Source organism: Variovorax sp. 679, from assembly GCF_003952185.1.
Classification (GTDB): domain Bacteria; phylum Pseudomonadota; class Gammaproteobacteria; order Burkholderiales; family Burkholderiaceae_C; genus Variovorax.
The window spans coordinates 257,834-283,347 of sequence record NZ_RXFS01000007.1 but is presented as its reverse complement, the minus strand read 5'-3'; the positions used below and the strand labels follow the sequence as shown (position 1 = coordinate 283,347).

At 68.1% G+C, this 25,514-nt stretch carries 29 protein-coding genes; 11 read left to right on the top strand and 18 right to left on the bottom strand.

Translation table 11 applies throughout. The annotated features are described in order from the left end of the window. Positions 1 to 8: 8 nt before the first annotated feature. From EJO71_RS19760 to EJO71_RS19750, 3 genes are all read right to left on the bottom strand, one after another. Positions 9 to 524, bottom strand: a complete 516-nt coding sequence (locus EJO71_RS19760; RefSeq protein ID WP_171022505.1) for a hypothetical protein — start codon at positions 522 to 524, stop codon at positions 9 to 11. Positions 525 to 630: 106 nt separating this feature from the next. Further along, positions 631 to 2,271: an acyl-CoA dehydrogenase family protein gene (locus EJO71_RS19755; RefSeq protein WP_125950328.1), complete on the bottom strand. Its 1,641-nt coding sequence runs from the start codon at positions 2,269 to 2,271 to the stop codon at positions 631 to 633. Between the two features lie 23 nt (positions 2,272 to 2,294). After that, positions 2,295 to 3,131, bottom strand: a complete 837-nt coding sequence (locus tag EJO71_RS19750; protein WP_125950329.1) for a thioesterase family protein — start codon at positions 3,129 to 3,131, stop codon at positions 2,295 to 2,297. Positions 3,132 to 3,206: 75 nt separating this feature from the next. Between EJO71_RS19750 and EJO71_RS19745 the strand changes: the two genes are divergently transcribed. Then, positions 3,207 to 3,833, top strand: a complete 627-nt coding sequence (locus EJO71_RS19745) for a TetR/AcrR family transcriptional regulator (protein WP_164546863.1) — start codon at positions 3,207 to 3,209, stop codon at positions 3,831 to 3,833. Here the strand turns inward: EJO71_RS19745 and EJO71_RS19740 are convergent, their stop codons facing one another. The 3 genes from EJO71_RS19740 to EJO71_RS19730 all read right to left on the bottom strand — a co-directional run bounded on the left by EJO71_RS19740 (position 3,834) and on the right by EJO71_RS19730 (position 8,083). Then, positions 3,834 to 4,022 carry a hypothetical protein gene (locus EJO71_RS19740; protein ID WP_125950330.1) on the bottom strand — a complete coding sequence of 63 codons (189 nt, stop codon included), beginning with the start codon at positions 4,020 to 4,022 and terminating at the stop codon, positions 3,834 to 3,836. It lies immediately after the preceding gene. Positions 4,023 to 4,126: 104 nt separating this feature from the next. Continuing rightward, a complete protein-coding gene (locus tag EJO71_RS19735; protein WP_171022506.1) occupies positions 4,127 to 5,119 on the bottom strand; it encodes a tripartite tricarboxylate transporter substrate binding protein in 993 nt (330 codons plus the stop codon). Positions 5,120 to 5,122: 3 nt separating this feature from the next. Continuing rightward, positions 5,123 to 8,083 (bottom strand): DNA topoisomerase III, encoded by a 2,961-nt coding sequence (locus EJO71_RS19730; protein ID WP_125950331.1) that lies wholly within the window; start codon positions 8,081 to 8,083, stop codon positions 5,123 to 5,125. Between the two features lie 289 nt (positions 8,084 to 8,372). Here EJO71_RS19730 and EJO71_RS19725 point away from each other — a divergent pair, with 289 nt between their 5' ends. The 3 genes from EJO71_RS19725 to EJO71_RS19715 are packed head-to-tail and all read left to right on the top strand — an operon-like array spanning position 8,373 to position 9,987. Continuing rightward, entirely contained in the window at positions 8,373 to 8,960 is a 588-nt protein-coding gene (locus tag EJO71_RS19725; RefSeq protein WP_125950577.1) for an SET domain-containing protein-lysine N-methyltransferase, read from the top strand. A 3-nt stretch (positions 8,961 to 8,963) separates the two neighbouring features. Then, on the top strand, positions 8,964 to 9,782 hold the full coding sequence (locus EJO71_RS19720) for a biotin--[acetyl-CoA-carboxylase] ligase (protein ID WP_125950332.1): 819 nt from the start codon (positions 8,964 to 8,966) through the stop codon (positions 9,780 to 9,782). Positions 9,783 to 9,786: 4 nt separating this feature from the next. Next, a complete protein-coding gene (locus EJO71_RS19715; protein ID WP_125950333.1) occupies positions 9,787 to 9,987 on the top strand; it encodes a sporulation protein in 201 nt (66 codons plus the stop codon). Between the two features lie 9 nt (positions 9,988 to 9,996). Here the strand turns inward: EJO71_RS19715 and EJO71_RS19710 are convergent, their stop codons facing one another. After that, the gene (locus EJO71_RS19710) at positions 9,997 to 11,442 is read right to left on the bottom strand and encodes a sensor histidine kinase (protein WP_125950334.1); all 1,446 of its coding nucleotides are present in this window, start codon (positions 11,440 to 11,442) and stop codon (positions 9,997 to 9,999) included. Positions 11,443 to 11,591: 149 nt separating this feature from the next. Here EJO71_RS19710 and EJO71_RS34960 point away from each other — a divergent pair, with 149 nt between their 5' ends. Next, entirely contained in the window at positions 11,592 to 12,548 is a 957-nt protein-coding gene (locus EJO71_RS34960; RefSeq protein WP_125950335.1) for a hypothetical protein, read from the top strand. Positions 12,549 to 12,578: 30 nt separating this feature from the next. Here EJO71_RS34960 and EJO71_RS19700 read toward each other — a convergent pair whose 3' ends face one another. Both EJO71_RS19700 and EJO71_RS19695 read right to left on the bottom strand, forming a co-directional pair. Beyond that, on the bottom strand, positions 12,579 to 13,253 hold the full coding sequence (locus tag EJO71_RS19700) for a response regulator transcription factor (protein ID WP_125950336.1): 675 nt from the start codon (positions 13,251 to 13,253) through the stop codon (positions 12,579 to 12,581). Between the two features lie 71 nt (positions 13,254 to 13,324). Next, the gene (locus EJO71_RS19695) at positions 13,325 to 13,810 is read right to left on the bottom strand and encodes a helix-turn-helix domain-containing protein (RefSeq protein ID WP_125950337.1); all 486 of its coding nucleotides are present in this window, start codon (positions 13,808 to 13,810) and stop codon (positions 13,325 to 13,327) included. 146 nt (positions 13,811 to 13,956) lie between these two features. On the opposite strand from EJO71_RS19695, the gene recA reads away from it, so the two are divergent. The 3 genes from recA to EJO71_RS19680 are packed head-to-tail and all read left to right on the top strand — an operon-like array spanning position 13,957 to position 15,973. Next, the gene (gene recA / locus EJO71_RS19690) at positions 13,957 to 15,054 is read left to right on the top strand and encodes a recombinase RecA (RefSeq protein WP_125950338.1); all 1,098 of its coding nucleotides are present in this window, start codon (positions 13,957 to 13,959) and stop codon (positions 15,052 to 15,054) included. 45 nt (positions 15,055 to 15,099) lie between these two features. Continuing rightward, positions 15,100 to 15,561 carry a recombination regulator RecX gene (gene recX / locus EJO71_RS19685; RefSeq protein ID WP_125950339.1) on the top strand — a complete coding sequence of 154 codons (462 nt, stop codon included), beginning with the start codon at positions 15,100 to 15,102 and terminating at the stop codon, positions 15,559 to 15,561. Beyond that, the gene (locus EJO71_RS19680; RefSeq protein ID WP_240651854.1) at positions 15,545 to 15,973 is read left to right on the top strand and encodes an SRPBCC family protein; all 429 of its coding nucleotides are present in this window, start codon (positions 15,545 to 15,547) and stop codon (positions 15,971 to 15,973) included. The genes recX and EJO71_RS19680 overlap by 17 nt, the downstream gene beginning before the upstream one ends. Position 15,974: 1 nt before the next feature. On the opposite strand, the gene EJO71_RS19675 is transcribed toward EJO71_RS19680, so the two are convergent. From EJO71_RS19675 to EJO71_RS19640, 8 genes are read right to left on the bottom strand one after another with little or no spacing between them, the layout of a single operon-like run. Continuing rightward, positions 15,975 to 17,084, bottom strand: coding sequence for a mandelate racemase/muconate lactonizing enzyme family protein (locus tag EJO71_RS19675; RefSeq protein WP_125950341.1), 1,110 nt, complete (start codon positions 17,082 to 17,084; stop codon positions 15,975 to 15,977). Between the two features lie 5 nt (positions 17,085 to 17,089). Further along, the gene (locus EJO71_RS19670; protein ID WP_125950342.1) at positions 17,090 to 17,908 is read right to left on the bottom strand and encodes a transporter substrate-binding domain-containing protein; all 819 of its coding nucleotides are present in this window, start codon (positions 17,906 to 17,908) and stop codon (positions 17,090 to 17,092) included. Between the two features lie 34 nt (positions 17,909 to 17,942). Beyond that, a complete protein-coding gene (locus tag EJO71_RS19665) occupies positions 17,943 to 18,671 on the bottom strand; it encodes an amino acid ABC transporter ATP-binding protein (RefSeq protein ID WP_125950343.1) in 729 nt (242 codons plus the stop codon). Further along, a complete protein-coding gene (locus tag EJO71_RS19660) occupies positions 18,655 to 19,302 on the bottom strand; it encodes an amino acid ABC transporter permease (RefSeq protein ID WP_125950578.1) in 648 nt (215 codons plus the stop codon). The genes EJO71_RS19665 and EJO71_RS19660 overlap by 17 nt, the downstream gene beginning before the upstream one ends. 22 nt (positions 19,303 to 19,324) lie before the next feature. After that, on the bottom strand, positions 19,325 to 20,008 hold the full coding sequence (locus EJO71_RS19655) for an amino acid ABC transporter permease (RefSeq protein WP_125950344.1): 684 nt from the start codon (positions 20,006 to 20,008) through the stop codon (positions 19,325 to 19,327). A 51-nt stretch (positions 20,009 to 20,059) separates the two neighbouring features. After that, a complete protein-coding gene (locus EJO71_RS19650; RefSeq protein WP_125950345.1) occupies positions 20,060 to 21,292 on the bottom strand; it encodes a UxaA family hydrolase in 1,233 nt (410 codons plus the stop codon). A 15-nt stretch (positions 21,293 to 21,307) separates the two neighbouring features. Beyond that, the gene (locus EJO71_RS19645) at positions 21,308 to 21,634 is read right to left on the bottom strand and encodes a UxaA family hydrolase (protein ID WP_093195934.1); all 327 of its coding nucleotides are present in this window, start codon (positions 21,632 to 21,634) and stop codon (positions 21,308 to 21,310) included. 10 nt (positions 21,635 to 21,644) lie between these two features. Beyond that, a complete protein-coding gene (locus EJO71_RS19640; RefSeq protein WP_125950346.1) occupies positions 21,645 to 22,316 on the bottom strand; it encodes an RraA family protein in 672 nt (223 codons plus the stop codon). Between the two features lie 231 nt (positions 22,317 to 22,547). Between EJO71_RS19640 and EJO71_RS19635 the strand changes: the two genes are divergently transcribed. Then, positions 22,548 to 23,318: an SDR family oxidoreductase gene (locus tag EJO71_RS19635; protein ID WP_125950347.1), complete on the top strand. Its 771-nt coding sequence runs from the start codon at positions 22,548 to 22,550 to the stop codon at positions 23,316 to 23,318. 13 nt (positions 23,319 to 23,331) lie between these two features. Beyond that, entirely contained in the window at positions 23,332 to 24,186 is an 855-nt protein-coding gene (locus tag EJO71_RS19630) for an IclR family transcriptional regulator (protein WP_125950348.1), read from the top strand. Between the two features lie 26 nt (positions 24,187 to 24,212). Here EJO71_RS19630 and yiaA read toward each other — a convergent pair whose 3' ends face one another. Continuing rightward, a complete protein-coding gene (gene yiaA, locus EJO71_RS19625) occupies positions 24,213 to 24,653 on the bottom strand; it encodes an inner membrane protein YiaA (RefSeq protein WP_125950349.1) in 441 nt (146 codons plus the stop codon). A gap of 111 nt (positions 24,654 to 24,764) precedes the next feature. Here yiaA and EJO71_RS19620 point away from each other — a divergent pair, with 111 nt between their 5' ends. After that, on the top strand, positions 24,765 to 25,499 hold the full coding sequence (locus EJO71_RS19620; RefSeq protein ID WP_125950350.1) for a hypothetical protein: 735 nt from the start codon (positions 24,765 to 24,767) through the stop codon (positions 25,497 to 25,499). Positions 25,500 to 25,514: the final 15 nt, after the last annotated feature.

Genomic DNA, 25,514 nt, shown 5'->3' with positions numbered 1-25,514 from the left:
CCCGCGGGCTAGGCCCGGCTCACGAAGGTGGCGGCCGGCACGTTCGTTTTCCAGAAAGCCTCGTTGCGAACAGGCGCGCCCCAGGCTTCCAGGTAGTCGAGCACCATGTCCCGCGTCAGGCGATCCCTGACCAGCCTCGATGCATAGCGCTCGGTCTGCTCGAACCCGAGCGGGGTGCCTTCCTGGAAGAAGTCCCAGCGATCGTCCTTCATCACACGCACCGTGCGCCTCGGCTTGCCGTCCGCATCGACCTCGAACGAGTTGATCGGGTCTTCCGCCTGCTGCGAGGCGCTTCGCGCCTCGGCGACGTCGAACAGGAACTGGGTGCAGTACGAGCGAAAGAAGTAGTCGCTCGACGCGGCGTGCGGCATGAACGCCGTGAGGTGCGGGGCGGCTTCCGGCACCCATAGCAGCATGGTGGAGCCTTCCCCGCTGTACGACTGGGATGGGAAGACGAACGGCGTGGCCGCCACCTTCACCTTCATGGGGGGATGGTCGTCGAAGGCGCGGGTCACCTCGCTCAAGGGGGCGCGAACGACGACGAGGTTGAAGTACGCCCGGTCAAGGGGCCCGGATTGCGCCGCAATGGTCATGCGCGCGATTTTCGACCACCGGAAGCGGGCGTTTCAGTCAGCGCCAGGCGGCGCGCAACAGAGCCGCCGGATCGGAAGTACCGGCGCTGATGCCGGTCACCGGCCCCCAGTCGGCGTCGAAGCGGCTGGACATGAAGGCGGCCGATTCCTCGGCGCTCGCGTGCTCCAGCATCAGGCAGGCCTGCGCGGCCAGCACCAGCCGTTGCGTGAAGCGGCGAGCCTGCTGTTCCAGCTCCTGGGGCGGCAGCTGCGTCATCCGGCGCACGGCCTGCAGCGCATCGAGCACGCGGGGCTCGCCGGTGGCGATGCCCTGCAACTGGTCGAGCACGAGGTGCACATCGTCGGGGTTGCGCGAGACGGCGCGCAGCACGTCCAGGCACATCACGTTGCCCGAGCCTTCCCAGATCGAGTTGACGGGCGCCTCGCGGAAGAGCCGCCCCATCGGGCCCTCTTCCACATAGCCGTTGCCGCCGAAGACTTCCATCGCCTCGCCGGTGAGCGCCACCGCGCGCTTGCAGTTCCAGAACTTCGCGGCGGGCGTGAGCAGCCGGCGCCAGGCCGTGTCCAGCGGTGCCGTGGAGCCGAAGCGCGAGGCCAGCCCCATCGCCAGCAGCGTGGCGCCCTGCGATTCGAGCGCCATGTCGGCCAGCAACGCGGTCATCACCGGCTGGTCGGCCAGTGCCTTGCCGAAGACGTGGCGGTTGCGCGCGTAGTGCAGCGCCTGCGCGAAGGCCTGGCGCATGAAGCCGGCGCTGGCCAGCGCACAGTCCAGCCGCGTCACGGTCGCCATCTCGATGATGGTCGGGATGCCGCGGCCCTCCTCGCCCACGAGCACGCCCCAGGCGTCCTTGAACTCGACCTCGCTGCTCGAGTTGGAGCGGTTGCCCACCTTGTCCTTCAGCCGCTGGATGTGGATCGCGTTCTTGCCGCCGTCGGGCCGCCAGCGCGGCACGAAGAAGCAGGAGGAGCCGTGCTCGTCGGTCTTGGCCAGCACCAGGTGGCCGTCGCACATCGGCGCCGAGAAGAACCACTTGTGGCCGGTGATGAGGAATTCGTCGCCCCACGGCCCGCTGCCCGCAGGCACAGCGCGCGTGGTGTTCGTGCGCACGTCGCTGCCGCCCTGCTTCTCGGTCATGCCCATGCCGACGGTGATCGAGGTCTTGCCCTCGAGCGGAATGTCGCGCGCATCGTGCTCGTTCGACGCGAGCTTGTCGCGCAGCGCGGCGTACAGCGCTGCGTTGCGGCGCACGACCGGGATGCAGGCCTTGGTCATGGTGGTCGGGCAGGTCGAGCCCGACTCGATCTGGCTGTGCATGTAGAGCGAGGCGCCATAGCCCACCCAGGCCGAGGGCCGCTCGTCGAAGAACGGCAGGTTGGCGATGCCGTTGCGCCGGGCGATGGTCATCATCGTGTGCCACGCGGGATGGAAGCTCACCTGGTCGATGCGCTCGCCGATGCGCGAGTGGGTGTGCAGCTCGGGCTCGTGGTGGTTGGCGTCTTCCGCGGCGCGCAGCGTGGCCTCGGCGCCGTACTCCGCGCCCTGGCGCACCAGTTCGTCGTCGCGCCAGGCGGCGCCGCCGCGTGCCACAGAGGCGCGCAGCGTGGGGTCGCTGGTGTAGACGTTGTAGTCCTTGAGCTCGGGGACCTGGTTGTCGGGGTGGATGCCGGTGGTGGTCATGGTCGTTTCTTCCGGATGAAGGCTCAGGCTTCGGGGCGCCGCTCGCGCAGCACCAGCGTCTGGGTGGCGATGCCGATGGGGCCGCTCTCGTCGTAGAGATGGGACACGACGAGGCCCGCGCCGCCGCCGTGGGCCTCTGTGGCCGAGCTCACGCCGATCCACTCGCCCTGCGGCACGCGGAACAGGTTCATGCTCATGTCCGCGTTGGTGAACAGGTAGCGCTCGGCCGGCAGCACCCAGCTCAGGCCGTTGCCGAAGTCGGCGGCGGCCGCCGCGCGCATCGCGGGCGATGTGGCCGTGCCGTGCAGTAGCGGCACCGCGAGGCGGAACCATGCGCCGCACGGGCCCGGTCGGGTGGGGTCGCCTTCGGCGACGCGCGTCTCCATGGCCGTGCCGTAGAACGACACGCCCCTTGGCAGCCCCGGAATGCGCACGGGCTCCTTGCAGTCGCGCGGCAGCGGCAGCATCTGCCGCCGTGGCCAGCCGGGCAGGTCGGGCGGCAGCGCCAGCGGCTGTTGCGCCAGCAGCAGGGCATTCGCCCGCGCCACCAGCACCTCGCCGGCGAACAGGTCGATGCCCACGCGCACCGTGGAGCGCGAAGCCTGCACCTGCGCGCGCGTGGTCAGCGGCGCCACGGGCACCGGCTTCACCAGTTCGGTGGTGAGGCGCGCCAGCTGCCAGCCGGGACCGGGCGCGGCCCGCTCGGCTACGTACGCGAGCAGTGCGCAGGGCGCACCGCCGTGCTGCGCGCGCGGGTCCCAGGGGCCGCGCGAGAGTTCGCTCGGCAGCCAGGTGTCGTCGCCCTGCACGGTGTAGACAGAGGGGGGGGAAACGTCCGGATCGATGTCGTCTTGAGCCATTGCAGAATGCCGTTCGATGGGTCAAAAAATTCTAGGAACAACCCGCCCCCGAGGTGTTCGGGTTCGGCTGCGCTGATGGCCGCCTCCCGCGCAGCCGCCGCCCCGAGGAGAAAGCCGCGCCAGTCCCGCGCGCGCCACACCTCGCAGGCGCTGCAGGAAGCCTTTGTTCGGCTTTTGGTCGAGAAGGGTTTTGCCGCCATCACCATCCGCGAGATCGTGTCCGTGGCGGGCACGGGGCTCGGCAGCTTCTACGAATACTTCGAGAACAAGGAAGACCTGGCGCGCGTGTGCCTGCACCTGCGCTCCAAGGCTCTGCTGCTGGACATGCGCGAGGCCGTCGCCGCGCACGCGGGCCGGCCGCTCGCGGAGATCGTCGATGCGGTGATCGACGCGCAACTGGAGGCGCACCGCGCGCAGCCGCTGGCCTGGGGCGCGCACTACCTGCTGGAGCGGCATCTCTCGGGCCCCGAGGCCTACCGCAAGATGTACGACCGCTTCGTGGCCGAATGGGTGGGAGTGCTCGACGCGGCCATTGACCTGTCGCCGGACTGCCAGAAGAAGGAAGTCGCCCGCGTGTGCCAGACCATCATCTACGGGCTGTTCGCGCACCTGCACATCGGCACGGGCGGGCGGCCCGACCTGCAGGCGCTGTCACGGCAGCTGCGTGCCGCGTTGCATGGTTACCTGGCGGGCGTGGCCTGATCAGCGCGAGCTGCTGTTCCTGGAACCGCTGACGCTGGCGTCGATGGTGCCGAACACCGTGACGCCGCTGCCGCTGGACGAAGACGCGGCTGAGGGGCCTGCGTTGCCAGCCGAACCCGTGCCGGCGCAACCCGATGCCAGCACCCCCATTGCGATCGCGAACGCGGCGGCGATGAAAGACGACTTCAACGGAATCTCCTGGATGGTTGGACCGGGGCCACTATAGGCCGGCCGCGTAAAGCGGCCTGTAACAGCACACCCGGCGCCGTCAGGGTTGTTGGCGCAGCCTGCCCTTACTCGGGCTTGGCGCCCGAGGCCTTCACCGCCGCACCCCACACGCCGATCTCGCTCGCCACGAAGCGGTCAAGCTCGACCGGCGTCGTCGGTGCGGGCTCGGCGCCGCGCTCGCGGATGAAGCGCGCCATCTGCTCGCTCTTCAGGATGTCCGTCACCTCGCGGTTGAGCTTTTCGACGATCTCGGGCGGCGTGCCGCGCGGCGCCATCAGGCCGAGCCAGCCCACGGCCTCGAAGTTCTTCGTGCCCGCCACGCCGCTTTCGCGTACGGTGGGCACGTCGGGCAGCTGCGAGGAGCGCGTGGCCGAAGTGACGGCCAGCGGCACTGCCCGGCCCGACTTGATGTGCGGCAGCGCGGCCGTCACCGAGTCGATCATCAGCGGTACCTGGTTGCCCAGGAAGTCCGACTGCGCCGGGCCGCTGCCCCGGTACGGAATGTGCGTGACGAACACATGCGCCGCCGCCTTGTACATCTCGCCCGACAGATGCTGCGTGCCGCCGATGCCGGCGCTCGCGTAGCTCAGCCGGCCGGGCTCGGCCTTGGCGCGCGCGGTGAGCTCGGCCAGCGTGCGGATGCCGCTCTCGGGCGTGGCGAGGAACACCAGCGGCACCTTGGCGACCAGCGAGATGCCGACCAGGTCCTTGCGCGGGTCGAAGCCCGGCTTGGCGTAGAGCGTCTGGTTCACCGCCATCGCACTGCCCGCCACCACCAGCGTGTAGCCGTCGGGTTGGGAGCGCACCACGAACTCGGTGCCGATGTTGCTGCCGGCGCCGGCCTTGTTGTCGACCACCACCGGCTGGCCCAGCCGCCTGCCGAGCTGCTCGGCCAGCGCGCGGGCGAAGATGTCGGTGGCCTGCCCCGGCGGGAAGGGCACCACCAGCTTGACCGGCCTGTCGGGCCACGCGGCGGCGTGCGCCAGGCCCGCGCCGCCGAGCACCGCTGCGGCCAGCGTGGCCAGCGCCACACCCGTGGCGAAGTGTCTGCGCAGCATGGATCAGGGAGCCGAGAGGTGCTTGCCCACGATGCCCGCGAGTTCGAACATCGTCACCTGGTCCTTGCCGAACACCGGCTTGAGCTTGGCGTCGGCGTTGATCGCGCGCTTGTTGGCCGCGTCCTGCAGGCCGTTGGCCTTGATGTAGTCCCAGAGCTTCTTCACCACCTCGGTGCGCGCGACCGGCTCGTTGCCGATCACCGCCGCCAGGGCGTCGCTGGGCTTCAGGCCCGCGCCGGGCTTGCGCGGCGCGGCGGCCTTCTTCGCGGCCGGGGCCTTCTTGGCGGCGGGCGTCTTCTTCGCCGCCACCTTCTTTGCAGCGGCCGTCTTGCCCGCGGGCGCGGCCTTGCCGAAGGTCTTGCGCGGCGGGAACTTGCTGCCGCCCTCGCGCGGCGCGAACTCGAAGGTCACCTTGCCCTCCTCGGCGTTCCAGGTCAGGAAGGCCTTGAAGGCACGGCGCGTGCGCATGCTCACGAACTTGTCGAGCAGGTCGGTCTTGCCGGTGGCGAGCAGCTTTTCCATCTGCGCGCGCTCCACCGGCTGCTGCAGGATGATCTTGCCGGTCTTGAAGGTGCAGCTCGGCGTGGGCTGCGAGTTGGTCGGCACCGACTTCTCGCAGACGTAGTTGCTGCCGTGCTCGAACACCGGCGCGCCGCACACCGGGCAGGGGCCCACGGTGTCCTGCTCGCTGAAGTCGACGATCTCGCCGCTGTCCTCGTTCTTGTCGTCGCCGAAGTCGAACTCCAGTTTCCAGTTCTTCGCTTCCTCGTCGTACTTGATGACGATCTCGGAGGTGAAGGGCCAGCCGGCCTTGGAGCGGAAGCCTTCCAGCGGGCCGATGTGCTTGTCGTGCAGCAGCGCCTCGGCCTCGGCCACCTCGAAGGTGCGCCCGGCCGGCGACTTGCCGAACGAGAAGCCGCAGGCGTCCTCGCCCGTGCCGCTCTTGCCGGTGCAGGCGTAGCGGCGGTAGTTCTCGCGCACGATGCCGCCGCAGTTGGGGCACGGCGTGCGCAGGGTGGCGTAGTCGCCCGGCACGGTGTCGCGGTCGTACTCCTTGGCCTTCTTGACGATGTGCTCCGTCATCTCGGCGATCTCGCGCATGAAGGCGTCGCGGCTGAGCGCGCCCTTTTCCATCTGCGCGAGCTTGTATTCCCACTCGCCGGTCAGCTCGGCCTTGGAGAGTTCCTCCACGCCCAGGCCGCGCAGCAGCGTCATGAGCTGGAAGGCCTTGGCTGTCGGAATCAGCTCGCGGCCCTCGCGCAGCATGTATTTCTCGGTGATCAGGCCTTCGATGGTGGCCGCGCGCGTGGCTGGCGTGCCCAGGCCCTTCTCCTGCATGGCTTCGCGCAGCTCGTCGTCGTCGATGGTCTTGCCCGCGCCTTCCATGGCGCCGAGCAGCGTGGCTTCGGAGTAGCGCGCCGGCGGGCGCGTCTTCAGGCCCTTGGTGTCGACCGACTCGGCCTTCACGATCTCGCCCGGCTTCACCGGCACGAGGCGCTTGCCGTCCTTGTCGTCTTCCTTCTCGTCGTCCTGGGCTTCCTTGCCGTAGATGGCGAGCCAGCCCGGCTTCACCAGCACCTTGCCGTCGGTGCGGAAGGGGTACTTCCTGCCGCCCTGCTCCACCGTGCTGATGCGCGTGGTCACCTGGTATTCGGCGCTCGGGAAGAACACCGACATGAAGCGTCGCACCACGAAGTCGTAGAGCTTCTGCTCGGCCTCGCTCAGGCCGCTGGGCGCCTGCAGGGTCGGGATGATGGCGAAGTGGTCCGACACCTTCGCGTTGTCGAAGATGCGCTTGTTGGGCTTCACGTAGTTGCCGTCGACCGCCTGCTGGGCGAAGGGCGCCAGGTGCTTCATGCCGCTGTTGGCGAGCATGCCCATGGTCTGCTTGACCACCGGCAGGTAGTCTTCAGGCAGCGCGCGCGAATCGGTACGCGGGTAGGTCAGCGCCTTGTGGCGTTCGTACAGGCTCTGCGCCAGCGCGAGCGTGGTCTTGGCGCTGAAGCCGAAGCGGCCGTTGGCCTCGCGCTGCAGCGAGGTCAGGTCGAACAGCATCGGCGAAGCCTGCGTGGTGGGCTTGCTCTCTTCCGTGACGGTGGCGGGCTTGCCGCGCGAGGCGTCGGCGATGGCGCGGGCTTCCTGCTCGTTCCACACACGGTCGGCGCGCTGCTCGGGGTCGGGCTCGCCGTTGGCAAGCAGCGGCGCGTTGGCCTTCTTCCAATCGGGGTTGAACCACTTGCCCGGGTACTCGCCGGCTTCGGCCGCGAAGGTGCCGTGGATTTCCCAGTAGTCGCGCGAGACGAACTTGCGGATCTGCTCCTCGCGCTCCACCACCACGGAGAGGGTCGGCGTCTGCACGCGGCCCACGGTCGTGAGGAAGAAGCCGCCGTCGCGCGAATTGAATGCGGTCATGGCGCGCGTGCCGTTGATGCCCACCAGCCAGTCGGCCTCCGAGCGCGAGCGCGCGGCGTCGGCCAGGCCCTGCATCTGCTTCTCGGTGCGCAGCGCGTCGAAGCCGTCGCGGATGGCCTGCGGCGTCATCGACTGCAGCCACAGCCGCTTGACCGGCTTGTTCAGGCCCGACTTGCCGCCGGCGTACTGCTCGATGAGCCGGAAGATCAGCTCGCCCTCGCGCCCCGCGTCGCATGCGTTGATGAGCTGCGTCACGTCCTTGCGCTTGGCCTGCTTGACCACCGCGTTCAGGCGCGTCTTGGTCTTGTCGACCGGCTTGAGGTCGAAGTGCGGCGGGATCACCGGCAGGTTGGCGAAGCTCCACTTGCCTCGCTTGACGTCGAACTCCTCGGGCGCCTGGATCTCGACCAGGTGACCGACAGCGCTGGTCACGACATAGCTGTCGTTCTCGAAATGCTCGTCATGTTTGTCGAATTTCCCTGCCACCGGCGTGAGGGCGCGGACGATGTCCTGCGCCACCGACGGCTTTTCTGCGATTACCAACGTCTTCATCAACAGTTCCTAAAAAATTCAGGCCGGCGCCGGGCCGCCCCAAGGCGGCCTGCGGCCCCCTCGGGGGGCAGCGGCGACACGCAGTGCGGGAGCGTGGGGGCCACATACAATCTGCGGCTTCCCGCGTGCGCACGCGCGCACACGCATGTGTGCATATTCAAACTAACAGACTTCGGCGATGCCTTCCAAATCCCCACTTCCGGCCGGTCGTGATACGCAAGCCACCGCACTCCCCGAGGCTGATGCGAAGCCCGCCGCCAAGGAGCGTTCCGGCCGCCGCCGCATCCAGATGCGGCGCTCCGACGTCCACGGCAACGGCGTGTTCGCCGTGCAGGACCTGGCCGAAGGCGAAACGCTGATCGAATACAAGGGCGAGGTCATCAACTGGAAGGAGGCGCTGCGCCGCCATCCGCACGACCCGAGCCAGCCGAACCACACTTTCTACTTCCACATCGACGACGGCCGCGTGATCGACGGCAACGTCAAGGGCAACGATGCACGCTGGATCAACCACTCGTGCGAGCCGAACTGCGAAGCCGACGAGGTCGATGGGCGCGTTTATATCAAGGCGCTGCGCAACATCGTCGCCGGCGAAGAACTCAACTACGACTACGGCCTGATCATCGACGAGCCGTACACGCCGAAACTCCTTTCCGAATTTCCTTGCTGGTGCGGCTCCGAGCAGTGCCGTGGCACGCTGCTGACACCCAAGGATGAGGACGAAGAGAAGAAGAAAAAGAAGAAGGCGAAGAAAAAGGCCGAAAAGAAGAAGGCCGAGAAGAAGGAAGCCAAGAAGGCGGAAAAAAAGGCTGAGAAGAAGGCCGTAAAAAAAGCGAAGAAGAAATCCGCGAAGAAGGACAAGTCCGCCAAGGACTGACCGATGAACAACAGCAGCACGGCCGACTGGTTCCAGGACCGGATCGCCGCGGCGGTCGCCCCGCTGCTGCCCGGCTTCGCGGTCGAGGCCGTGGCCGAGATCGACTCCACCAACACCGAGCTGATGCGCCGGGCGCGTGCCGGTCGCGTCGAGCCCGTGCTGCTCGTTACCGAGCGCCAGACGGCCGGGCGCGGCCGGATGGGGCGGCCCTGGCAGAGCAGCGACGCGCGGCAGCAGGAATCGGCCTCGCTCATGTTCTCGCTGGGCTTGCCGCTGGCGCCGGCCGACTGGTCGGGGCTCTCGCTGGCCGTGGGTGTCAGCGTTGCAGAAAGCCTCGATCCTTCCGGCGCGCAGAAGGTCGGCCTCAAGTGGCCCAACGACGTGTGGGTCAACGATCGCAAGCTGGTCGGCATCCTCGTCGAGACCGCATTGCCCGCCAATGGCCGGCCCGATGCATCGCGCTACCTCGTGATCGGCATCGGCGTGAACATCGGCGCGCGCGAGGCCGACGGCATGCGCACGCCGCCGGCCTGGGTGCACCAGTGGCGTCCGGACGTCAGCGCGCCCGAGGTGCTGGGCGAAATGGTCTTGCCGCTGGTGCGCACGGTGCTCGACTTCGAAGCCCGCGGCTTCGCGCCCTTCGCCGAGCGTTTTGCCGCACGCGACGTGCTGCGCGGTCGCGAGGTGACGCTCAGCGACGGCACCGCCGGCCTGTGCGAAGGCGTGGCCTGGGGCGGCGAGCTGCAGGTACGCACCGACGCCGGCCTGCAGCTGGTCTCCAGCGACGAAGTGAGCGTGCGCCCTCGTGGCATGAGCTTCTGAGCGTATGAAGCTGCGCCTGCTCCTCGTCGTACTGCTGCTGGCCAATGCCGGCTATTTCCTGTGGGCGCGCGGCGATCTTGCAGGCTTCGGCCTGGCGCCGGCTGCGCTCGGCGAACGCGAGCCGCAGCGCGTGGCGCGCCAGATCCATCCCGAATGGCTGCAGATCCGCAAGGAAGCGAAGACAACGGGCGCGCCCGCGCCCTGATCTCCCGGATCAGGGCTGCGCCGCCTCGCCCTCGAAGCGCACCGTGAAGAGCGCCCCCGGCGGCTGCTTGCCCGGATGCGCGTCCTCCAGCTTCACCTGCGCGCGATGCTGGTTCGCGATCTCGCGCACGATCGGCAGGCCCAGCCCCGAGCCATCGGCCTCGTTGCCGAGCACGCGGTAGAAGGGCTCGAACACCAGTTCGCGGTCGGCTTCGGCGATGCCCGGGCCGTTGTCCTCCACCTGCAGCAGCAGCACCTGGCCGAAGGGGTCGGCCAGCACGCGCACGGTGATCAGGCCGGGGCGCTCCGGCGTCGAGGGCGTGTAGTTGATCGCGTTGTCGACCAGGTTGCGCACCAGCTCCTTCAGCAGCGTCGCATTGCCGTCGAACACCACGCCCGGCGCGCCGGCCTCGGCGCCGTCGTAACCCAGGTCGATGCGTTTCTCGATGGCGCGCGGCACCGCCTCGCGCACCACCTCGATGGTGAGCCTGGCCAGGTCGCAGGGCTGGTGGTGCGCGTTGGCGCTGTTGCCCTCGGCGCGCGCCAGCGACAGCAGCTGGTTCACCGTGTGCGTGGCGCGCTTGCTCGCGCGGCCGATCTGCTTGAGCGACTGCTTCAGCTCGTCGGCGTTGGCGCCCTCGCGCTGCGCCAGGTCGGCCTGCATGCGCAGGCCCGCGAGCGGCGTCTTCAGCTGGTGCGCCGCGTCGGCGAGGAAGCGCTTCTGAGTGCCGATCGAGTCGTTGAGCTTGTCGAGCAGCTCGTTGACCGATGACACCAGCGGCACCACTTCCAGCGGCACCGACGACTCGTCGAGCGGGCTCAGGTCGCCCGGGCGCCGCTCGCGGATGCGTGCCTCCACCACCGACAGCGGCTTGATGCCGCGCACCAGCGCCAGCCAGATCAGCAGCACCGCCAGCGGCAGGATGGCGAACTGCGGCAGCAGCACGCCCTTGATGATCTCGGCCGCCAGCACCGACTGCTTCTCGCGCGTCTCGGCCAGCTGCAGCAGCGTGGGCGGCACGTCGTCGGCGCCGCTGGCGATCCACATCGAGGCCACGCGCACCGGCTGGCCATGCACGTCGCTGTTGTGCAGGAACACCTGGCCGGGCGGCAGCGGCTCGTCGAGGCCGGGCTGAGGGATGTCGCGCTCGCCGCTCAGCAGGTTGTCGTAGCCGTCGAGCAGCTGGTAGTAGACGTGGCCGCTCTCGTCGGCCCGCAGGATCTCGCGCGCCGACTGCGAGAGCACGAACTGCGCGTGCCCTTCCTTCATCGTCACCAGTTCGGCCAGCGCCTTCACGTTGTGCTCGAGCGCGCGGTCGAAGGGCGCGTTGGCGATGCCCTGCGCCACCAGCCAGGTGACGCCGATGCTCACCGGCACCAGCAGCAGCAGCGGCGTGAGCATCCAGTCGAGGATCTCGCCGAACAGGGAGCGCTGCGCGCGCTGGAAAAGCTTCAAGGGATGGATTCCTGAGGGCGTTGAGAAATATCCGCCGGGCGTGATTTTGTGGTGTGGCGCCGGACCGTCTTGCGGGCTTCGGCGCGGTCGCCCGGTTGTAGTCTCTGCGTGCAGTTTCTGCAATTCGAAAAAATCTCAGGGAGTGAATCATGAAGACCCAATCATTGGGCGGCTGCCCACGGCCGTTCCGGATTGCCGCGACCGTGCTGGCAGCGGGAGCGGGCCTCACGGCATGCGGTGGTGGTGGTGGCGGAGGAGGCGGTGGAGGGATGCCGTTGTTGCCGCTGCCATCGACTGCGCCGGCACCCGCGCCATCACCGGCGCCCGCGCCAGCGCCTGCACCAGCCGCGAACCGCGATCCCGTGGCGGGCAGCGAGCCGCTGCCGTCGCTGAGCGCGCCCCAGCCCGGTTCGACCGCAGCGGTGGGCAACGACAGCGAAGGCATCTACGGCTCGCTGGTCAACCTCGGCTTTGTCGGCGCCGACGGCTCCGTGGCCGCGAAGTTCGTTGTCGGCACGCTGTGGGGGTCGATCAAGGTCGCGGGCCTCGACTGGTCCTTCAACCCCGATACGCAGCACTACTTCATCGATGCCTCGCCCGTCACGGGCTCAGGCACCTTCGTGTCGAAGAAGTCAATGAGCGGGACCTATGCCTACGGCTCGCGCGCTCCGTCGAATTTCGGGCCCCTGGGTTATGCCGCGGAGAACGCGCTCGCGGTGACGCAGGGCAGCGTGGTCGGCAAGTGGGCCAACACGGACACGAGCTTCGGTATCAGCGTCACGATCGAGGTCGACGACAAAGGGGCGTTCACCGGCAAGACGGTGGGCGTGCAGATCGGCACCTGCAGCATTTCGGGCACGGTCGCGCAGGCACAGCCCGGCACGAGCAAGAACATGTACGGTTTTGCCCTGAACGCGGTCAACGCCGCTACGGAAGCCAAAGACGCCTGCAAGCTCAGAACCGACCTGCCCTACAAGGGGCCGGCTGCCATCGGCCTCGTGCCCGCGGGGACCTTCGACAGCAATGGCTTCTTCCGCAGCATCATGTTCCTGATCCGGACCAGCGACGGCTCCACGCTGTCGGCCGGCCTGCGGAAGCAGTCGTAGCGAGGCGTGTGCGTGAACTGGGCGCCCGGCTCAGTTCTGGATCTTCTCGAGGCAGTAGCCCAGCCCGCGCACCGTCGCGATGCGCACCGGGCCCTTCTCGATCTTCTTGCGCAGGCGGTGGATGTAGACCTCGATGGCGTTGAGGCTCACTTCCTCGCCCCACTCGCACAGGCGGTCGACGAGCTGGTCCTTGCTCACCAGCCGGCCGGCGCGCTGCAGCAGCACTTCGAGCAGGCCGAGTTCGCGCGCCGACAGTTCGATCATCTTGCCGTCGATGGTGGCGACGCGGCCGGCCTGGTCGTACACCAGCGGGCCGTGGCGGATGGTGTTGCTGGTGGCGCCCATGCCGCGCCGCGTGAGGGCGCGCACGCGCGCTTCCAGCTCCTGCAGGCTGAAGGGCTTGGCCATGTAGTCGTCGGCGCCGTGGTCCAGGCCCTTGACGCGCTCCTCCACGCTGTCGGCCGCGGTGAGCACCAGCACCGGAAGCTGCGAGCCGCGCGCGCGCAGGCGCTTCAGGATCTCGATGCCGTGCAGGCTGGGCAGCCCGAGGTCGAGGATCAGCAGGTCGAACTCGTCGTGGGTCATGAGCGCGGTGTCGGCCTGCGAGCCGTTCGCCACATGGTCGACCGCCGCGCCCGAGGTGCGCAGGCTGCGCAGCAGTGCGTCTGCAAGCACCTGGTCGTCTTCGGCAATCAGAATCCGCATGCGCCACCTCCGGCCTGTTTCGGATGTCGGGCGCCGGGCCGGCGCCGTTCACATTTGTCTCTGAGGCGAGTCTAGCCCGCTGTGTAGGCTTCGAGTCCGATGGTTACCACGGTGGCGATCTCGTCCCCCACGCTGCTTCGGAACTCCTTCTCGGCCTGCGTCACCGCGCTGCGGAAGGCGTCGAGCCAGGCCAGCCCGTCGGCGGTGAAGAGCACCCGCCGCGCCCGCGCGTCGAGCGGATCGGGCCCGCGCGTGACCAGCCCCCAGGCCTCGCACTGGTCGACCAGCGCGCCCATCGCCTGCTTGGTCATGCCGGCGCGTTCGGCCAGTTCCGTGAGGCGCGAGCCCTCGCGCGCCAGGTGCCGCGTGATGTGGATGTGCGCCGCGCTCACCTGCGCGCGCGCGGCGAGGTTCGACAGGGCCAGCGGTACGTCGACGTCGTGCGCCATCAGCTCCAGCACGCGCTCGTCGAAGCGGCGCATGGCGTGGCCCAGCAGGCGGCCCAGGTGGGTCTGGCGCCAGGCATCGGGATCGGTGGGAAAAGTGGCTTCGGCCATGGTGTCAAATGGTAAAGCAAACTGACCAAAAAACAGGTTTACGCCAAGGCATCAGCCTCTACACTACTGTTCAAGCATCCAGCCTGTAGTTAAACGCAGATGGATCAAGTCACACACAAGCCATTGATTTTCAAGGAGATTTCCACATGGACGCAGTCGTCAAGGGTTCGAGCATCGCAGGCGCCAACACCGAAAAGGCCAAGGCCCTGCAAGCCGCGCTGGCCCAGATCGAAAAGCAGTTCGGCAAGGGCACCATCATGCGGCTCGGCGAGGGCGAGGCGCTGGAAGACATCCAGGTGGTCTCCACCGGCTCGCTGGGCCTGGACATCGCCCTGGGCGTCGGCGGCCTGCCGCGTGGCCGCGTGGTCGAAATCTACGGCCCTGAATCGTCGGGCAAGACCACGCTCACGCTGCAGGTCATCGCCGCCATGCAGAAGCAGGCCGGCACCTGCGCCTTCGTCGACGCCGAACACGCCCTCGACGTGCAATACGCCCAGAAGCTCGGCGTGAACCTGTCGGACCTGCTGATCAGCCAGCCCGACACCGGCGAGCAGGCCCTCGAGATCGTCGATTCGCTGGTGCGCTCCGGCGCCGTCGACCTGATCGTGGTCGACTCGGTTGCCGCGCTCACGCCCAAGGCCGAAATCGAAGGCGAAATGGGCGACTCGCTGCCCGGCCTGCAGGCCCGCCTGATGAGCCAGGCGCTGCGCAAGCTCACCGCCACGATCAAGAAGACCAACTGCATGGTCATCTTCATCAACCAGATCCGCATGAAGATCGGCGTGATGTTCGGCTCGCCCGAAACCACCACCGGCGGCAACGCGCTGAAGTTCTACGCCTCGGTGCGCCTGGACATCCGCCGCATCGGCACCATCAAGAAGGGCGACGAGGCCATCGGCAACGAAACCAAGGTGAAGGTGGTGAAGAACAAGGTGTCGCCCCCGTTCAAGACGGCCGAGTTCGACATCCTGTTCGGCGAAGGCATCAGCCGCGAGGGCGAGATCATCGACATGGGCGTGAACGCCAAGATCATCGACAAGTCGGGCGCCTGGTATGCCTACAACGGCGAGAAGATCGGCCAGGGCCGCGACAACGCCCGCGAGTTCCTGCGCGAAAACCCCGCGCTGTCGCGCGAGATCGAGAACAAGGTGCGCGAGTCGCTGGGCATCCCGCTGCTGGCCGCCGACGCCGACGCCACGCCCGAGAAGCCGCAGAAGGCCGCGAAGGCGGACAAGGGCGAGTAAAGACCGAGCGCGGCTCCCCGGGGGGGCCGCGCGAGCGACCCCCGAATGGCATTCGACGCCCCCTCCCTCAAAGGCCGCGCACTGCGCCTGCTGAGCCAGCGCGAGCATTCGCGCGCCGAACTGGAGCGCAAGCTGGCCAGGCACGAGGAAGAGCCCGGCACGCTGGCGAAGGCGCTCGACGAGCTGGCGGCCAAGGACTTCATCAGCGAGCCGCGCGTGGTGGCTTCGGTGCTCAACCAGCGTGCGGCGCGTTCGGGCGCGCTGCGGGTGAAGCAGGAGCTGCAGGCCAAGGGCATCGCGCCCGAGGCCATCGCCGAGGCGGTGGCCGGCCTGCAGGAAACCGAAGTCGAGCGCGCCACGGCCGTGTGGCGCCAGCGCTTCGCCGGGCCGCCCGCCGACGCGAAGGAGCGCGCGAAGCAGATGCGATTCCTGATGGCGCGCGGTTTCCCGGGCGCTGTCGTGTCCAGGGTGCTGAGGAGCGATTTCGATGATGAAGCCGACGAATGAAGACCGCGCCGCGCAGTCCCGCGTCATCACGCAGCGCGTGCAGTGCGAATGGCGCCGTGCCTATGTGCTGGCGGCCGATCCGAAGCGCCTGCCCGACTGGGCCAGTGGCCTTGCGAAGAGCGCGCTGGTGCCGCACGGCGACCACTGGATCGTGCGTACGCCCGAGAGCGGCGAGGCGCGCATGCGCTTCGCGCCGCGCAACGATCTCGGCGTGCTCGACCACTGGGTCGCGCCAGAAGGCGTGCCCGAGGTCTACCTGCCGTTCCGCGTGATCGGCGTGGCCCCCGACGCCTGCGAACTGCAGTTCACGCTGCTGCGCCAGCCGCACATGGACGATGCGGCCTTCGAGCGCGACGCGCAGTGGATTGCGCGCGACCTGCGCTCGCTGCGCAGCCTGCTCGAAGCCGACTGACTCAGCCGCGCAGCACGAGCGGCGCGAACTTGCGCCGCGCCTTCAGCTGGTCGGCATCCCACTCGATGCCCAGCCCCGGCGTCTCAGGCGCCACGGCATGGCCGCCCTCGATGCGCAGCCGGCTCGTCGTCAGGTCGTCGAGCTGCGGGATGTATTCCACCCAGCGCGCATTCGGCACCGCCGCGCACAGGCTCACGTGCAGCTCCATCAGGAAGTGCGGGCACATCGCGATGTTGTGCGCCTCCGCGAGGTGCGCGATCTTGAGCCACGGCGTGATGCCGCCCACGCGCGCCATGTCGGCCTGCACGATCGAGCAGGCGCCCTGCTGGATGTATTCGGCGAACTGCGACGGGTGGTACATCGACTCGCCCACCGCGATCGGCACGCTGGTGCTCGCCAGCAGCTGCGCATGCGCGCGCACGTGTTCGGCCGGCATCGGCTCCTCGAACCAGGCGAGGTCCAGCGGCGCGTACTGGCGCGCGCGGCGGATGGCCTCGGCCACGGTGAAGCTCTGGTTGGCGTCGACCATCAGCTCGAAGTCCGAACCCACGGCCTCACGCACGGCCGACAGGCGTGCGATGTCCTGCGCCACGTGCGGCTTGCCCACCTTGATCTTCGCGCCGAGAAAACCGTCGGCCTTCGCGGCAAGCGTCTGCTCCACCAACTGCGCGGGCTCGATGTGCAGCCAGCCGCCCTCGGTGGTGTAGACCGGCACCCGCTGCTGCGCCCCGCCGGCCAGCCGCCACAGCGGCAGGCCCGCCGCGCGCGCGTTGCGGTCCCACAGCGCGGTGTCGATGGCCGCCAGCGAGAGGCTGGTGATGGCGCCCACGGCGGTGGCGTGCGTGTGGAAGAACAGGTCGCGCCAGATGGCCTCGTACTGCTGCGGGTCGCGCCCGATCAGGCGCGGCGCGAGGTGGTCGTTCAGCAGCGCCACGATGGACGAGCCGCCGGTGCCGATGGTGTACGTGTAGCCCGTGCCCGCCGAACCGTCGTCGCAGCGCACGGTGACCATCACCGTCTCCTGCGTCACGAAGGACTGGATGGCGTCGGTGCGCTTGACCTTCGGCGCGATGTCGATCTGCGCGATCTCGACCTGGTCGATCTTCGCCATCGTGCTCAGCCCGCGTTGCGTGTCACGTCGGCCGGCAGGTCGGCGCCGTGGAACTTCTTGTAGATGTTGTTGAGCTCGCCGCTCTTGAGCTGCGCCTTCACGAACTCGTCGAGCTTCGCCTTCAGGCGCGGCTCGTTCTTGCGCATGCCGATGGCCAGCATGTTGACCTTCATGGTGAACTTCGGCTCCATCTGCTTGGCCGGGTTCTTCTCGTTGATGGTTTTGAGCAGCGGCGGTGCGGTCGCGAAGATGTCGGCCTGCCCGCTCACCACCGCGGTGATGGAGGTGGCGTCGTCGTCGAAGCGCACGATCTGCGTGCCGGCCGGCAGGATCTTCGTCACTTCCTGGTCGTTGGTGGTGCCGCGCGTGGCGATCACTTTCTTGCCCGCGAGATCGGCCGGTCCTGTGATCGTCATGCTCTTCGGCGCACCCACCACGGCCAGGATGGCGGCGTAGGGAACCGAGAAGTCGACCACCTTCTCGCGCTCGGGCGTGACCGACATGCTGGAGATCACGATGTCGGCCTTGTCGGTCTGCAGGAAGGGAATGCGGTTGGCGCCGGTGGTCGGCACGATCTCCAGCTCGAGGCCCAGGCTCTTGGCCAGCAGGCGCGCGGTCTCGACGTCGGAGCCGGTGGCGTTGAGCTTTTCGTCCTTCAGGCCGTAGGGCGGCACGGCGAGGTCGATGGCCACGCGGATCTTCTTGACCGCCGTGATGGTGTCGAGCTGGTCGGCATGCGCCGCGCCGGCGAAGGCCAGGGGCAGGGCCAGCGCGAGGGCCGACAGCAGGGCGCCGCGGCGCTTGAGCGAAAGAGAAGAAGTCATCAAGGTCTCCTGGAGTTGTCTGACGAAGAAAAAATCAAAGCCCGGTGCCGATGAACTGGCGCAGCTCGGGCGTCTGCGGGTTGCTGAGGATGCTGGCGTCGCCCTCCTCCCACACCAGTCCCTGGTGCATGTAGATGACCTTGTCGGCCACGCCGCGCGCGAAGGCCATCTCGTGCGTCACGAGGATCATGGTCATGCCCTCGGAGGCGAGCTTCTCCATCACCTTCAGCACTTCGCCGGTGAGCTGCGGATCGAGCGCGGAGGTGACTTCGTCGAACAGCATGAGCTGCGGCTTCATCGCGAGCGAGCGCGCGATGGCCACGCGCTGCTGCTGGCCGCCCGAGAGCTGCTCGGGGTAGGAGTTGGCCTTCTCCGCCAGGCCCACGCGCTCGAGCACTTCCATGGCGATGGCGGCGGCTTCCGAGGCGCTCATCTTCTTCACCGACTGCGGCGCGAGCGTGATGTTCTGCTTCACCGTGAGGTGCGGGAACAGGTTGTAGCTCTGGAACACGATGCCCACGTCCTTGCGCAGCGAGCGAAGTTCGAGCGCCGGGTCGTGCACCGCGTGGCCGCAGCACTGGATGGTGCCGCTGTCGATGGTCTCCAGCCGGTCGATGCAGCGCAGCGCGGTGCTCTTGCCCGAGCCGCTCTGGCCGATGATGGCGACCACCTGCCCGCGCGTCACCGAGAACGACACGCCCTTGAGCACATGCAGCTTGCCGAAGTGCTTGTGGACGTCGTTGAGTTCAACCACGGGCTGCATTGAGCTTCCTTTCAAGGGCGCGACTCCATCGCGAGAGCGGATAACAAAGAGCGAAATAAAGAAGCGCCGCGCAGCCGAAATACAGGAAGGGCTGGAAGGTCGAGTTGTTCAGAACCTTGGCGTTGTAGGAAAGCTCGGCGTAGCCGACCACCAGCGAGGCGATCGAGGTGTTCTTGATGATCTGCACCAGGAAGCCCACCGTGGGCGGCGTCGCGATGCGCAGCGCCTGCGGCAGGATCACTCGGCGCATGCGCTCGATGCGCGTGAGCGCCAGGCATTCGGCCGCTTCCCACTGGCTGCGCGGCACGGACTGGATGCAGCCGCGCCAGATTTCCGCAAGGAAGGCGCTCGCGTAGATGGTGATGGCCAGCGCCGCCGCCGCCAGCGCCGGCACCGAGCCGATGCCGACGATGTTCGGGCCGAAGAAGCACACGCCCATCAGCACCAGCAGCGGCGTGCCCTGGATGACCTGGATGTAGCTCGCCGAGGCCACGCGCACCGCCTTCACGGGCGACACGCGCGCCAGCGCCAGCGCCAGGCCGATGAGCCCGCCGCCGATGAAGGCCAGCGCCGAGAGCTGCACCGTGCCCCATGCGCCCATCAGGAGAAAGCCGAGGTGTTCGACCGGCATGAATTTCATGTCCGGGCCCTCCTCACAGCGGCGTGCCGAGCTTGCGCCGGCGCGGGAAGATCAGCATGCCCAGCAGCCAGAAGCCCAGGCGCATCGCATACGACAGCGCCAGGTACACCACCCACAGCACGATGAAGATCTCGAAGTTGCGGAAGGTGTCCGACTGGATGCGGTTGGCCACGCCGAAGAGCTCTTCCGCGCCGATCGACGACATGATGCTGGAGGCCAGCATCAGCAGCACGAACTGGCTGGCGAGCGCCGGGTATACGCGTTCCACCGCCGGGCGCAGGATCACGTGCCAGAACACCTGCACCTTCGAGAGGCCGAGGCATTCGGCCGCTTCGAGCTGGCCCTTGTGGATCGACTCGATGCCCGCGCGGATGATCTCGCAGCTGTACGCGCCGATGTTCACCACCAGCGCGAGCACCGCGCCCACCATGATCGGCATCGTCACGCCCGCGCTCGACAGGCCGAAGATCAGGAAGTAGCTCTGGATCAGCAGCGGCGTGTTGCGGATCGCCTCCACGTAGCCGCCCGTCAGGCGCTGCACCCAGCCGTGGCGGCTGTTGCGGCCCAGCGCGCAGACGGTGCCCAGCGCGAAGCCCAGCACGGTGGCGAGGAAGGACAGCTGCACGGTCGTCCACGCGCCTTCGAGCAGCAGCGGCCACTGCTCGAGCACGGGCATGAAGTCGAACTGGTAGTTCAATGCGTTGGGCTCCGGAAGTCCAATGAAAGCAAGGCGGAAAGAAAGGGGCGACTACGCGGCGCGAGCGAGCGGCAGGCACGAAGGCCCGAGCGGCTCGAAGGCCTTGTAGGTCAGGATGAATTCGCGATGCCCCAGCGCTTCGGACTTGGTGGCGGCGCCATCGGCCACGCGGCGCACCGCGTCGAAGATTTCCTTGCCCACTTCCTGCAGCGTGCCGCGCCCTTCGAGGATGCGGCCGGCATCGACGTCCATGTCCTCGTGCAGGCGGCGGTAGGTGTCGGGATTCGCGCACACCTTGATGACCGGTGACACCGCTGATCCCACCACCGAGCCGCGCCCCGTGGTGAACAGGATCACGTGCGCGCCGCAGGCGATGAGCTCGACGATCTCGGCGTTGTCGCTGATGTTCGGGAAGCCGAAGCGCGGCTCGCCGTCGGGCACAACGTCCAGCAGATAGAGGCCGCCCTGCGGCGGCACGTCGCCGGGCTTGACGATGCCGTTGATCGGCGAGGCGCCGCTCTTGGCGTACGCGCCCAGCGACTTCTCCTCGATGGTCGAGAGCCCGCCGTCGGCATTGCCCGGCGCGAAGCTGCCGTGGCCCATGGTGCTGTAGTAGCGCGCGGCCTTGTTCACGCATTCGACGATGGCCTCGCCCAGCTCGGGCGTGGCGGCGCGCCGCTTCATGTGGAACTCGCAGCCGATCAGCTCGCCGGTTTCCTCGAAGATGCAGCGCGCGTCCTGCTCGATCAGCAGGTCGAAGGCGCGGCCCACGGCCGGGTTGGCGGTGATGCCGCTGGTGCCGTCGGAGCCGCCGCAGATGGTGCCCACCACCAGCTCGTTCATGGCCATCGGCACGCGCTGCTGCTGCGCGAGTTCGGCCAGCGCCCAGTGAACCCATTCCGTGCCTTCGCGGATCGTGCTGCGGGTGCCGCCTTCCTGCTGGATGGTGAGCGTGTGCGCCGGCCGGCCCGAGGCGGCGACGGCCTCTTCGAGCTTGCGCTTGTTCATGCTTTCGCAGCCCAGCGAGATCAGCAACGCCGCGCCCACGTTGGGGTGCGTGGCAATCGCCTGCATCATGCGTTCGGCGTATTCGTTCGGGTAGCAGCCGGGGAAGCCGACGAGGTGCACCTCGGATTCGCCGTCCTGCTGGCGGAAGTTGAGCGTGATCTCGCGCGCCACGTGATGCGCGCACTCGACGAGGTAGGCCACGACCACGACGTTGCGGATGCCCTTGCGGCCGTCGGCGCGCGGGAAACCCTGGATCTGGAGGTTGGGAGCGTTCATGCGGAGGAGTGCGCTTCAGGCGTGGCCGACGAAGGTCTTGCCCTCGTCCAGCGTGTAGGTCGGCGTGTAGTCGCTGTCGAGGTTGTGCGTGTGGATGTGCTCGCCCGCCGCGACCGGCGCGTGCAGGCTGCCGATGACGGCGCCGTACTTCAGCACCTGCTCGCCGGCGGCGATGGCGTGGCGGGCGAGCTTGTGGCCCAGGCCGATGTCCTTGGCCAGCGTGACGGCGCCGCTTTCGAGCTGCACGGCCGTGCCGGCGGCAAGGTGCGTGCAGGCGATCAGGCAGTTGTCGCCGGGCGAGAGCAGCACCAGCCGGCTGTCGATGGATTGCGGGTTCGGCATCCGGCGGCGCTCAGAACTTGCGGTACTTCAGGTAGGCCTCCTGCGGGTCGGTGCCCGCGAGGATGGCGGTGCGCACGAGGTTCTCGCGGCCCATCATGTGTTCGGCCTCGGCAATGATGGCCTCGGCCTGCGCGAGCGGCAGGCGGATCACGCCGTCGGTGTCGGCCAGCAGCAGGTCACCGGGGTTCACCGTGACATCGCCGATGCGCACCGGCACGTCCATCGCCTCGGGCAGCCAGTAGCCGACGATGTCGCGCGGCGTGAAGTAGCGGTGCCACACCTGGAAGCCCTGCTGCAGGATGAATTCGGCGTCGCGCACGCCGCCGTCGGCGATCACGCCCAGCACGCCCTTGCGGCCCAGCGTCTCGGCCGAGAGCTCGCCCATGTGCGAGACGGTCGAGTCGTTGGGCTGGATCACGGCGATGTGGCCGGGCTTGGCGCGCGAGAGGAAACCGGTCCACGCCATCAGCGTCTCGTGCGGATCGGCGGTGGGGTCGACGCGGCCGTTCACCGTGAACGCCGGCCCGCAGAGCTTCTGGCCGGCGATCAGCGGGCGCAGCGTGGGCGGCAGCGTGAAGTCGCGCAGCCCCGCGGCGCGCATCACGTCGTGGAGGATGCCCGTGTAGCAGGCCTGCAGGCGGGTGAGCAGCGAAGGTGCGGGGACGTCGGGGGCTTGGGTCATGGGGTGAATCTTGTTTTCTTAGATAAAAACACTTTTCATGAATGAGATTACCAGCGGCGCTGTTACCGGAAGCTGGGGTTTGCGCTGATTCGAGGGTAACTACCGAGCCGATGGCTGGTGAATGCGGGTTCTGGCGGGGGTGACAACGCGCGCGGCTCGCGTATATTTGATTTCATCAGTGAAATATCTATTTCACATGTGCGTCACAACTCTCAACCAAAGGACATCGCAGTGACTTCACGCGTTCAAGGAAAGAACATCCTCGTTACCGCCGCTGGCAAGGGCATCGGACGCGCCAGCGCGCTGGCGCTGGCCCGCGAAGGCGGCACCGTGTGGGCCACCGACGTGGACGAGGCCGCGCTGGCCGAGCTCGCCGCGCTGGCCCGCGAAGAGGGCCTGACAGGCCTGAAGACAGCCACGCTCAATGTGCGCGATAACGCCGCGGTGCAGGCTTTCGCGCAAGTCACGGGGCGCCTGGACGTGCTCTTCAACTGCGCCGGCTTCGTGCACAGCGGCAACATCCTGGCCTGCGAGGAGGCGGACTGGGACTTCAGCATGGACCTCAACGCGAAGTCCATGTACCGCACCATCCGCGCCTTCCTGCCGGCGATGCTGGAGCACGGCGGCTCGATCATCAACATGGCCTCGGCCGCTTCGAGCGTGAAGGGCGTGCCGAACCGCTTCGTGTACGGCGCCTCGAAGGCGGCAGTCATCGGGCTGACCAAGGCGGTGGCGGCCGACTTCATCCAGCAGGGCGTGCGTTGCAACGCCATCTGCCCGGGCACCGTCGAATCGCCCTCGCTGCGCGACCGCATCTCGGCGCAGGCCCAGCAGGCCGGCACCGACGAGGCAGCGGTGCGCGCCGCCTTCGTGGCACGCCAGCCGCTGGGGCGCGTGGGCAAGCCCGAGGAGATCGCCGCGCTGGTGGTCTACCTGGCTTCCGACGAGTCGGCCTTCACCACCGGTGCGATCCATATGATCGACGGTGGATGGTCGAACTGAACAACGGGGAACGATGAAGCAAGCAGCACCAGCGCCGGAAGAACAGCAGGGCCAGGAAGCCGACGAAGGCGCCGCGCCGGAAGGCGAGGGCGCGCTGCGCTATGCCGCGCCGGCCCTGGAGAAGGGGCTGGACATCCTGGAGGCGCTGGCCGACAGCGTCTCCGGCTACACGCTCAACGAACTGGCGCAGAAGGTCGGGCGCAAGGTCAGCGAGATCTTCCGCATGGCTGTGACCCTACAGCGGCGCGGCTTCGTGCAGGTCGACGAGAACGACCGCTACACGCTCACGCTGCGCATGTTCGAGCTGGCGCACCGCCAGCAGCCGCTCAAGAGCCTGGTGAGCGTGGCGCTGCCGCTGCTGCGCGAATTGGCCAACCGCTCGCGCCAGTCATGCCATCTTGCGATGTACCAGGGCGGGCGCGTGGTGGTCATCGCGCAGGTCGAGAGCCCGGAGCGCTGGTCCTTCGGACTGAAGGTGGGCGTGGTGATGGGGCTGACCGATACCTCGTCAGGCCACGTGCTGCTGGCCTTCCGCGACGAAATCGACCGCGCCCGCATGCTGCGCGCCCACATCGGCGTGGAGGGCGAGCTGGAGATGGACCCGGGCGAACTCTTCGCCATCCTGCAGGACGTGCGCGAGCGCGGCTACTCGGCCATGCCGAGCAGGCAGACGCGCGGCATCACCAACATCGCGTTTCCGGTGATGGGGGCGGCCGACCATGTGATCGCGTCGATCAACGTGCCGTACATCGAGCGCATCGACCAGAAGTCGGCGCCCGACGTCGCGCAGGTGCGCGGCATCGTGGGCAACATCGCCGGGCGCCTCTCGGCACTGATGGGGGCCAGCGGCTACAACGACAACGAGTAGCGCCGGCCGCCAGGAGAGGGGCTCGCTCAGTTGGCGTCGGGCGCTTCGTCGAGCTGGGGCGTCTCGTTCTTGTGCGCGGCGATGTCGCGCACGTTCTTCTGTACGGCCACTGCGCCGAACAGGCTCAGCAGGAAGGCCATGGCGTAGAAGCCCTTCTCGCTGGGCGCCAGCGTGGCGTTGAAGAGGCCGACGGCGAGCAGCGCCACCGACAGCAGCAGCGAGATCCAGCACAGGCCGTAGTAGATGCCGGTGACCTGGATGCCCTCGAGGCGGTCGCGCACCGTCTTCTGCAGCGACACGGCGGCGAACAGGCCGTACATCAGCACGGTGAAGTAGTAGCCCTTCTCGTTGAGCTGCATGGCGGCGTTCCACAGCCCGATCAGATAGACGACGGCGCCGATGAACAGCGCGGCCCAGGATGCGGCGACGAACGCGGCGGTCGGTTTCTGGAATCTGACAGTTGCCATGGAGTCCTCCTCGTGTGGTTGGTGCGGGGCGATTATGGTGCCGGGGCCGATGGCATCATGCGCGGCGGTCGTCCAGGGCGGCCATCGAACAACTACGGAGGAGTCTTTCCCATGTCATCCGACCCCGTCGGCCAGCAATCCCTCGTTCGCACCGGCGCCAAGGCCGGCTTGTCCTTCGCCGGTTCGGTGATCAAGGGCGGCCTGCTTGGCGTATTTCTCGGTGGCGGCGTTTTCTTCTTCTACCTGGGCCAGCTGCAGGGGCCGGGCAACACGGCGGCTCGCGCTGGTGGGGCCGGTGCGGTGCTGGCGCTCATCACTTCGCCGCCGCTGCTGGTGGCGATGTTGCTGCTGCTGTTCGTGGTCGTCTACGTGATGCTGGGCGTGCATCAGGGGCGTGCGCGTGCGATGCAGCACCTGGTCGAGGCGCGCGGTGAGGCCGTGTCGCAGCGGCTCGGCGGCGCGATCGCGGGGCGCATCGAGGCCATGCCGCGCACGCACGGCGCGCTGCATCGCGCGGCCGACTGGCTCTCGGTCGACGCGCTGAGCAAGCAGCTCGCGCCGGTGCTGGGCGAAGGCAAGGCGGTGCGCGCGGTCGTGGCCTTCGTGACCGACAGGCTGCCCCTGAGCGAGATGCTGGCCGAATGGCAGCAAAGCCGCGCGGAACATGGCGATCAGCCGGCGGCAGGCGAGGGCGGTGCGACGCAAGACCCGGCGCTGCGCGCCCTGCTCACGCGCCGCATCCATGAGACGCTGCAGGACATGGCGACGCCCTCGCGCAAGCCGCTGTACATCGCGCTGGGCGCGCATGCGGCCCTGCTGGGCGTCGGGCTCTGGCTGGTGAACTGAGGGGCTGGCGAGGCG

What these genes read in the sequence shown, in the direction of transcription:
- EJO71_RS19755 (WP_125950328.1), bottom strand. Translation starts at nt 2,271, where the DNA reads ATGACCACCACCGGCATCCACCCCGACAACCAGGTCCCCGAGCTCAAG.
- EJO71_RS19750 (WP_125950329.1), bottom strand. Translation starts at nt 3,131, where the DNA reads ATGGCTCAAGACGACATCGATCCGGACGTTTCCCCCCCCTCTGTCTAC.
- EJO71_RS19745 (WP_164546863.1), top strand. Translation starts at nt 3,207, where the DNA reads ATGGCCGCCTCCCGCGCAGCCGCCGCCCCGAGGAGAAAGCCGCGCCAG.
- EJO71_RS19735 (WP_171022506.1), bottom strand. Translation starts at nt 5,119, where the DNA reads ATGCTGCGCAGACACTTCGCCACGGGTGTGGCGCTGGCCACGCTGGCC.
- EJO71_RS19730 (WP_125950331.1), bottom strand. Translation starts at nt 8,083, where the DNA reads ATGAAGACGTTGGTAATCGCAGAAAAGCCGTCGGTGGCGCAGGACATC.
- EJO71_RS19725 (WP_125950577.1), top strand. Translation starts at nt 8,373, where the DNA reads ATGCGGCGCTCCGACGTCCACGGCAACGGCGTGTTCGCCGTGCAGGAC.
- EJO71_RS19720 (WP_125950332.1), top strand. Translation starts at nt 8,964, where the DNA reads ATGAACAACAGCAGCACGGCCGACTGGTTCCAGGACCGGATCGCCGCG.
- EJO71_RS19715 (WP_125950333.1), top strand. Translation starts at nt 9,787, where the DNA reads ATGAAGCTGCGCCTGCTCCTCGTCGTACTGCTGCTGGCCAATGCCGGC.
- EJO71_RS34960 (WP_125950335.1), top strand. Translation starts at nt 11,592, where the DNA reads ATGAAGACCCAATCATTGGGCGGCTGCCCACGGCCGTTCCGGATTGCC.
- EJO71_RS19700 (WP_125950336.1), bottom strand. Translation starts at nt 13,253, where the DNA reads ATGCGGATTCTGATTGCCGAAGACGACCAGGTGCTTGCAGACGCACTG.
- EJO71_RS19695 (WP_125950337.1), bottom strand. Translation starts at nt 13,810, where the DNA reads ATGGCCGAAGCCACTTTTCCCACCGATCCCGATGCCTGGCGCCAGACC.
- recA (WP_125950338.1), top strand. Translation starts at nt 13,957, where the DNA reads ATGGACGCAGTCGTCAAGGGTTCGAGCATCGCAGGCGCCAACACCGAA.
- recX (WP_125950339.1), top strand. Translation starts at nt 15,100, where the DNA reads ATGGCATTCGACGCCCCCTCCCTCAAAGGCCGCGCACTGCGCCTGCTG.
- EJO71_RS19680 (WP_240651854.1), top strand. Translation starts at nt 15,545, where the DNA reads ATGAAGCCGACGAATGAAGACCGCGCCGCGCAGTCCCGCGTCATCACG.
- EJO71_RS19675 (WP_125950341.1), bottom strand. Translation starts at nt 17,084, where the DNA reads ATGGCGAAGATCGACCAGGTCGAGATCGCGCAGATCGACATCGCGCCG.
- EJO71_RS19670 (WP_125950342.1), bottom strand. Translation starts at nt 17,908, where the DNA reads ATGACTTCTTCTCTTTCGCTCAAGCGCCGCGGCGCCCTGCTGTCGGCC.
- EJO71_RS19665 (WP_125950343.1), bottom strand. Translation starts at nt 18,671, where the DNA reads ATGCAGCCCGTGGTTGAACTCAACGACGTCCACAAGCACTTCGGCAAG.
- EJO71_RS19660 (WP_125950578.1), bottom strand. Translation starts at nt 19,302, where the DNA reads ATGCCGGTCGAACACCTCGGCTTTCTCCTGATGGGCGCATGGGGCACG.
- EJO71_RS19650 (WP_125950345.1), bottom strand. Translation starts at nt 21,292, where the DNA reads ATGAACGCTCCCAACCTCCAGATCCAGGGTTTCCCGCGCGCCGACGGC.
- EJO71_RS19645 (WP_093195934.1), bottom strand. Translation starts at nt 21,634, where the DNA reads ATGCCGAACCCGCAATCCATCGACAGCCGGCTGGTGCTGCTCTCGCCC.
- EJO71_RS19640 (WP_125950346.1), bottom strand. Translation starts at nt 22,316, where the DNA reads ATGACCCAAGCCCCCGACGTCCCCGCACCTTCGCTGCTCACCCGCCTG.
- EJO71_RS19630 (WP_125950348.1), top strand. Translation starts at nt 23,332, where the DNA reads ATGAAGCAAGCAGCACCAGCGCCGGAAGAACAGCAGGGCCAGGAAGCC.
- yiaA (WP_125950349.1), bottom strand. Translation starts at nt 24,653, where the DNA reads ATGGCAACTGTCAGATTCCAGAAACCGACCGCCGCGTTCGTCGCCGCA.
- EJO71_RS19620 (WP_125950350.1), top strand. Translation starts at nt 24,765, where the DNA reads ATGTCATCCGACCCCGTCGGCCAGCAATCCCTCGTTCGCACCGGCGCC.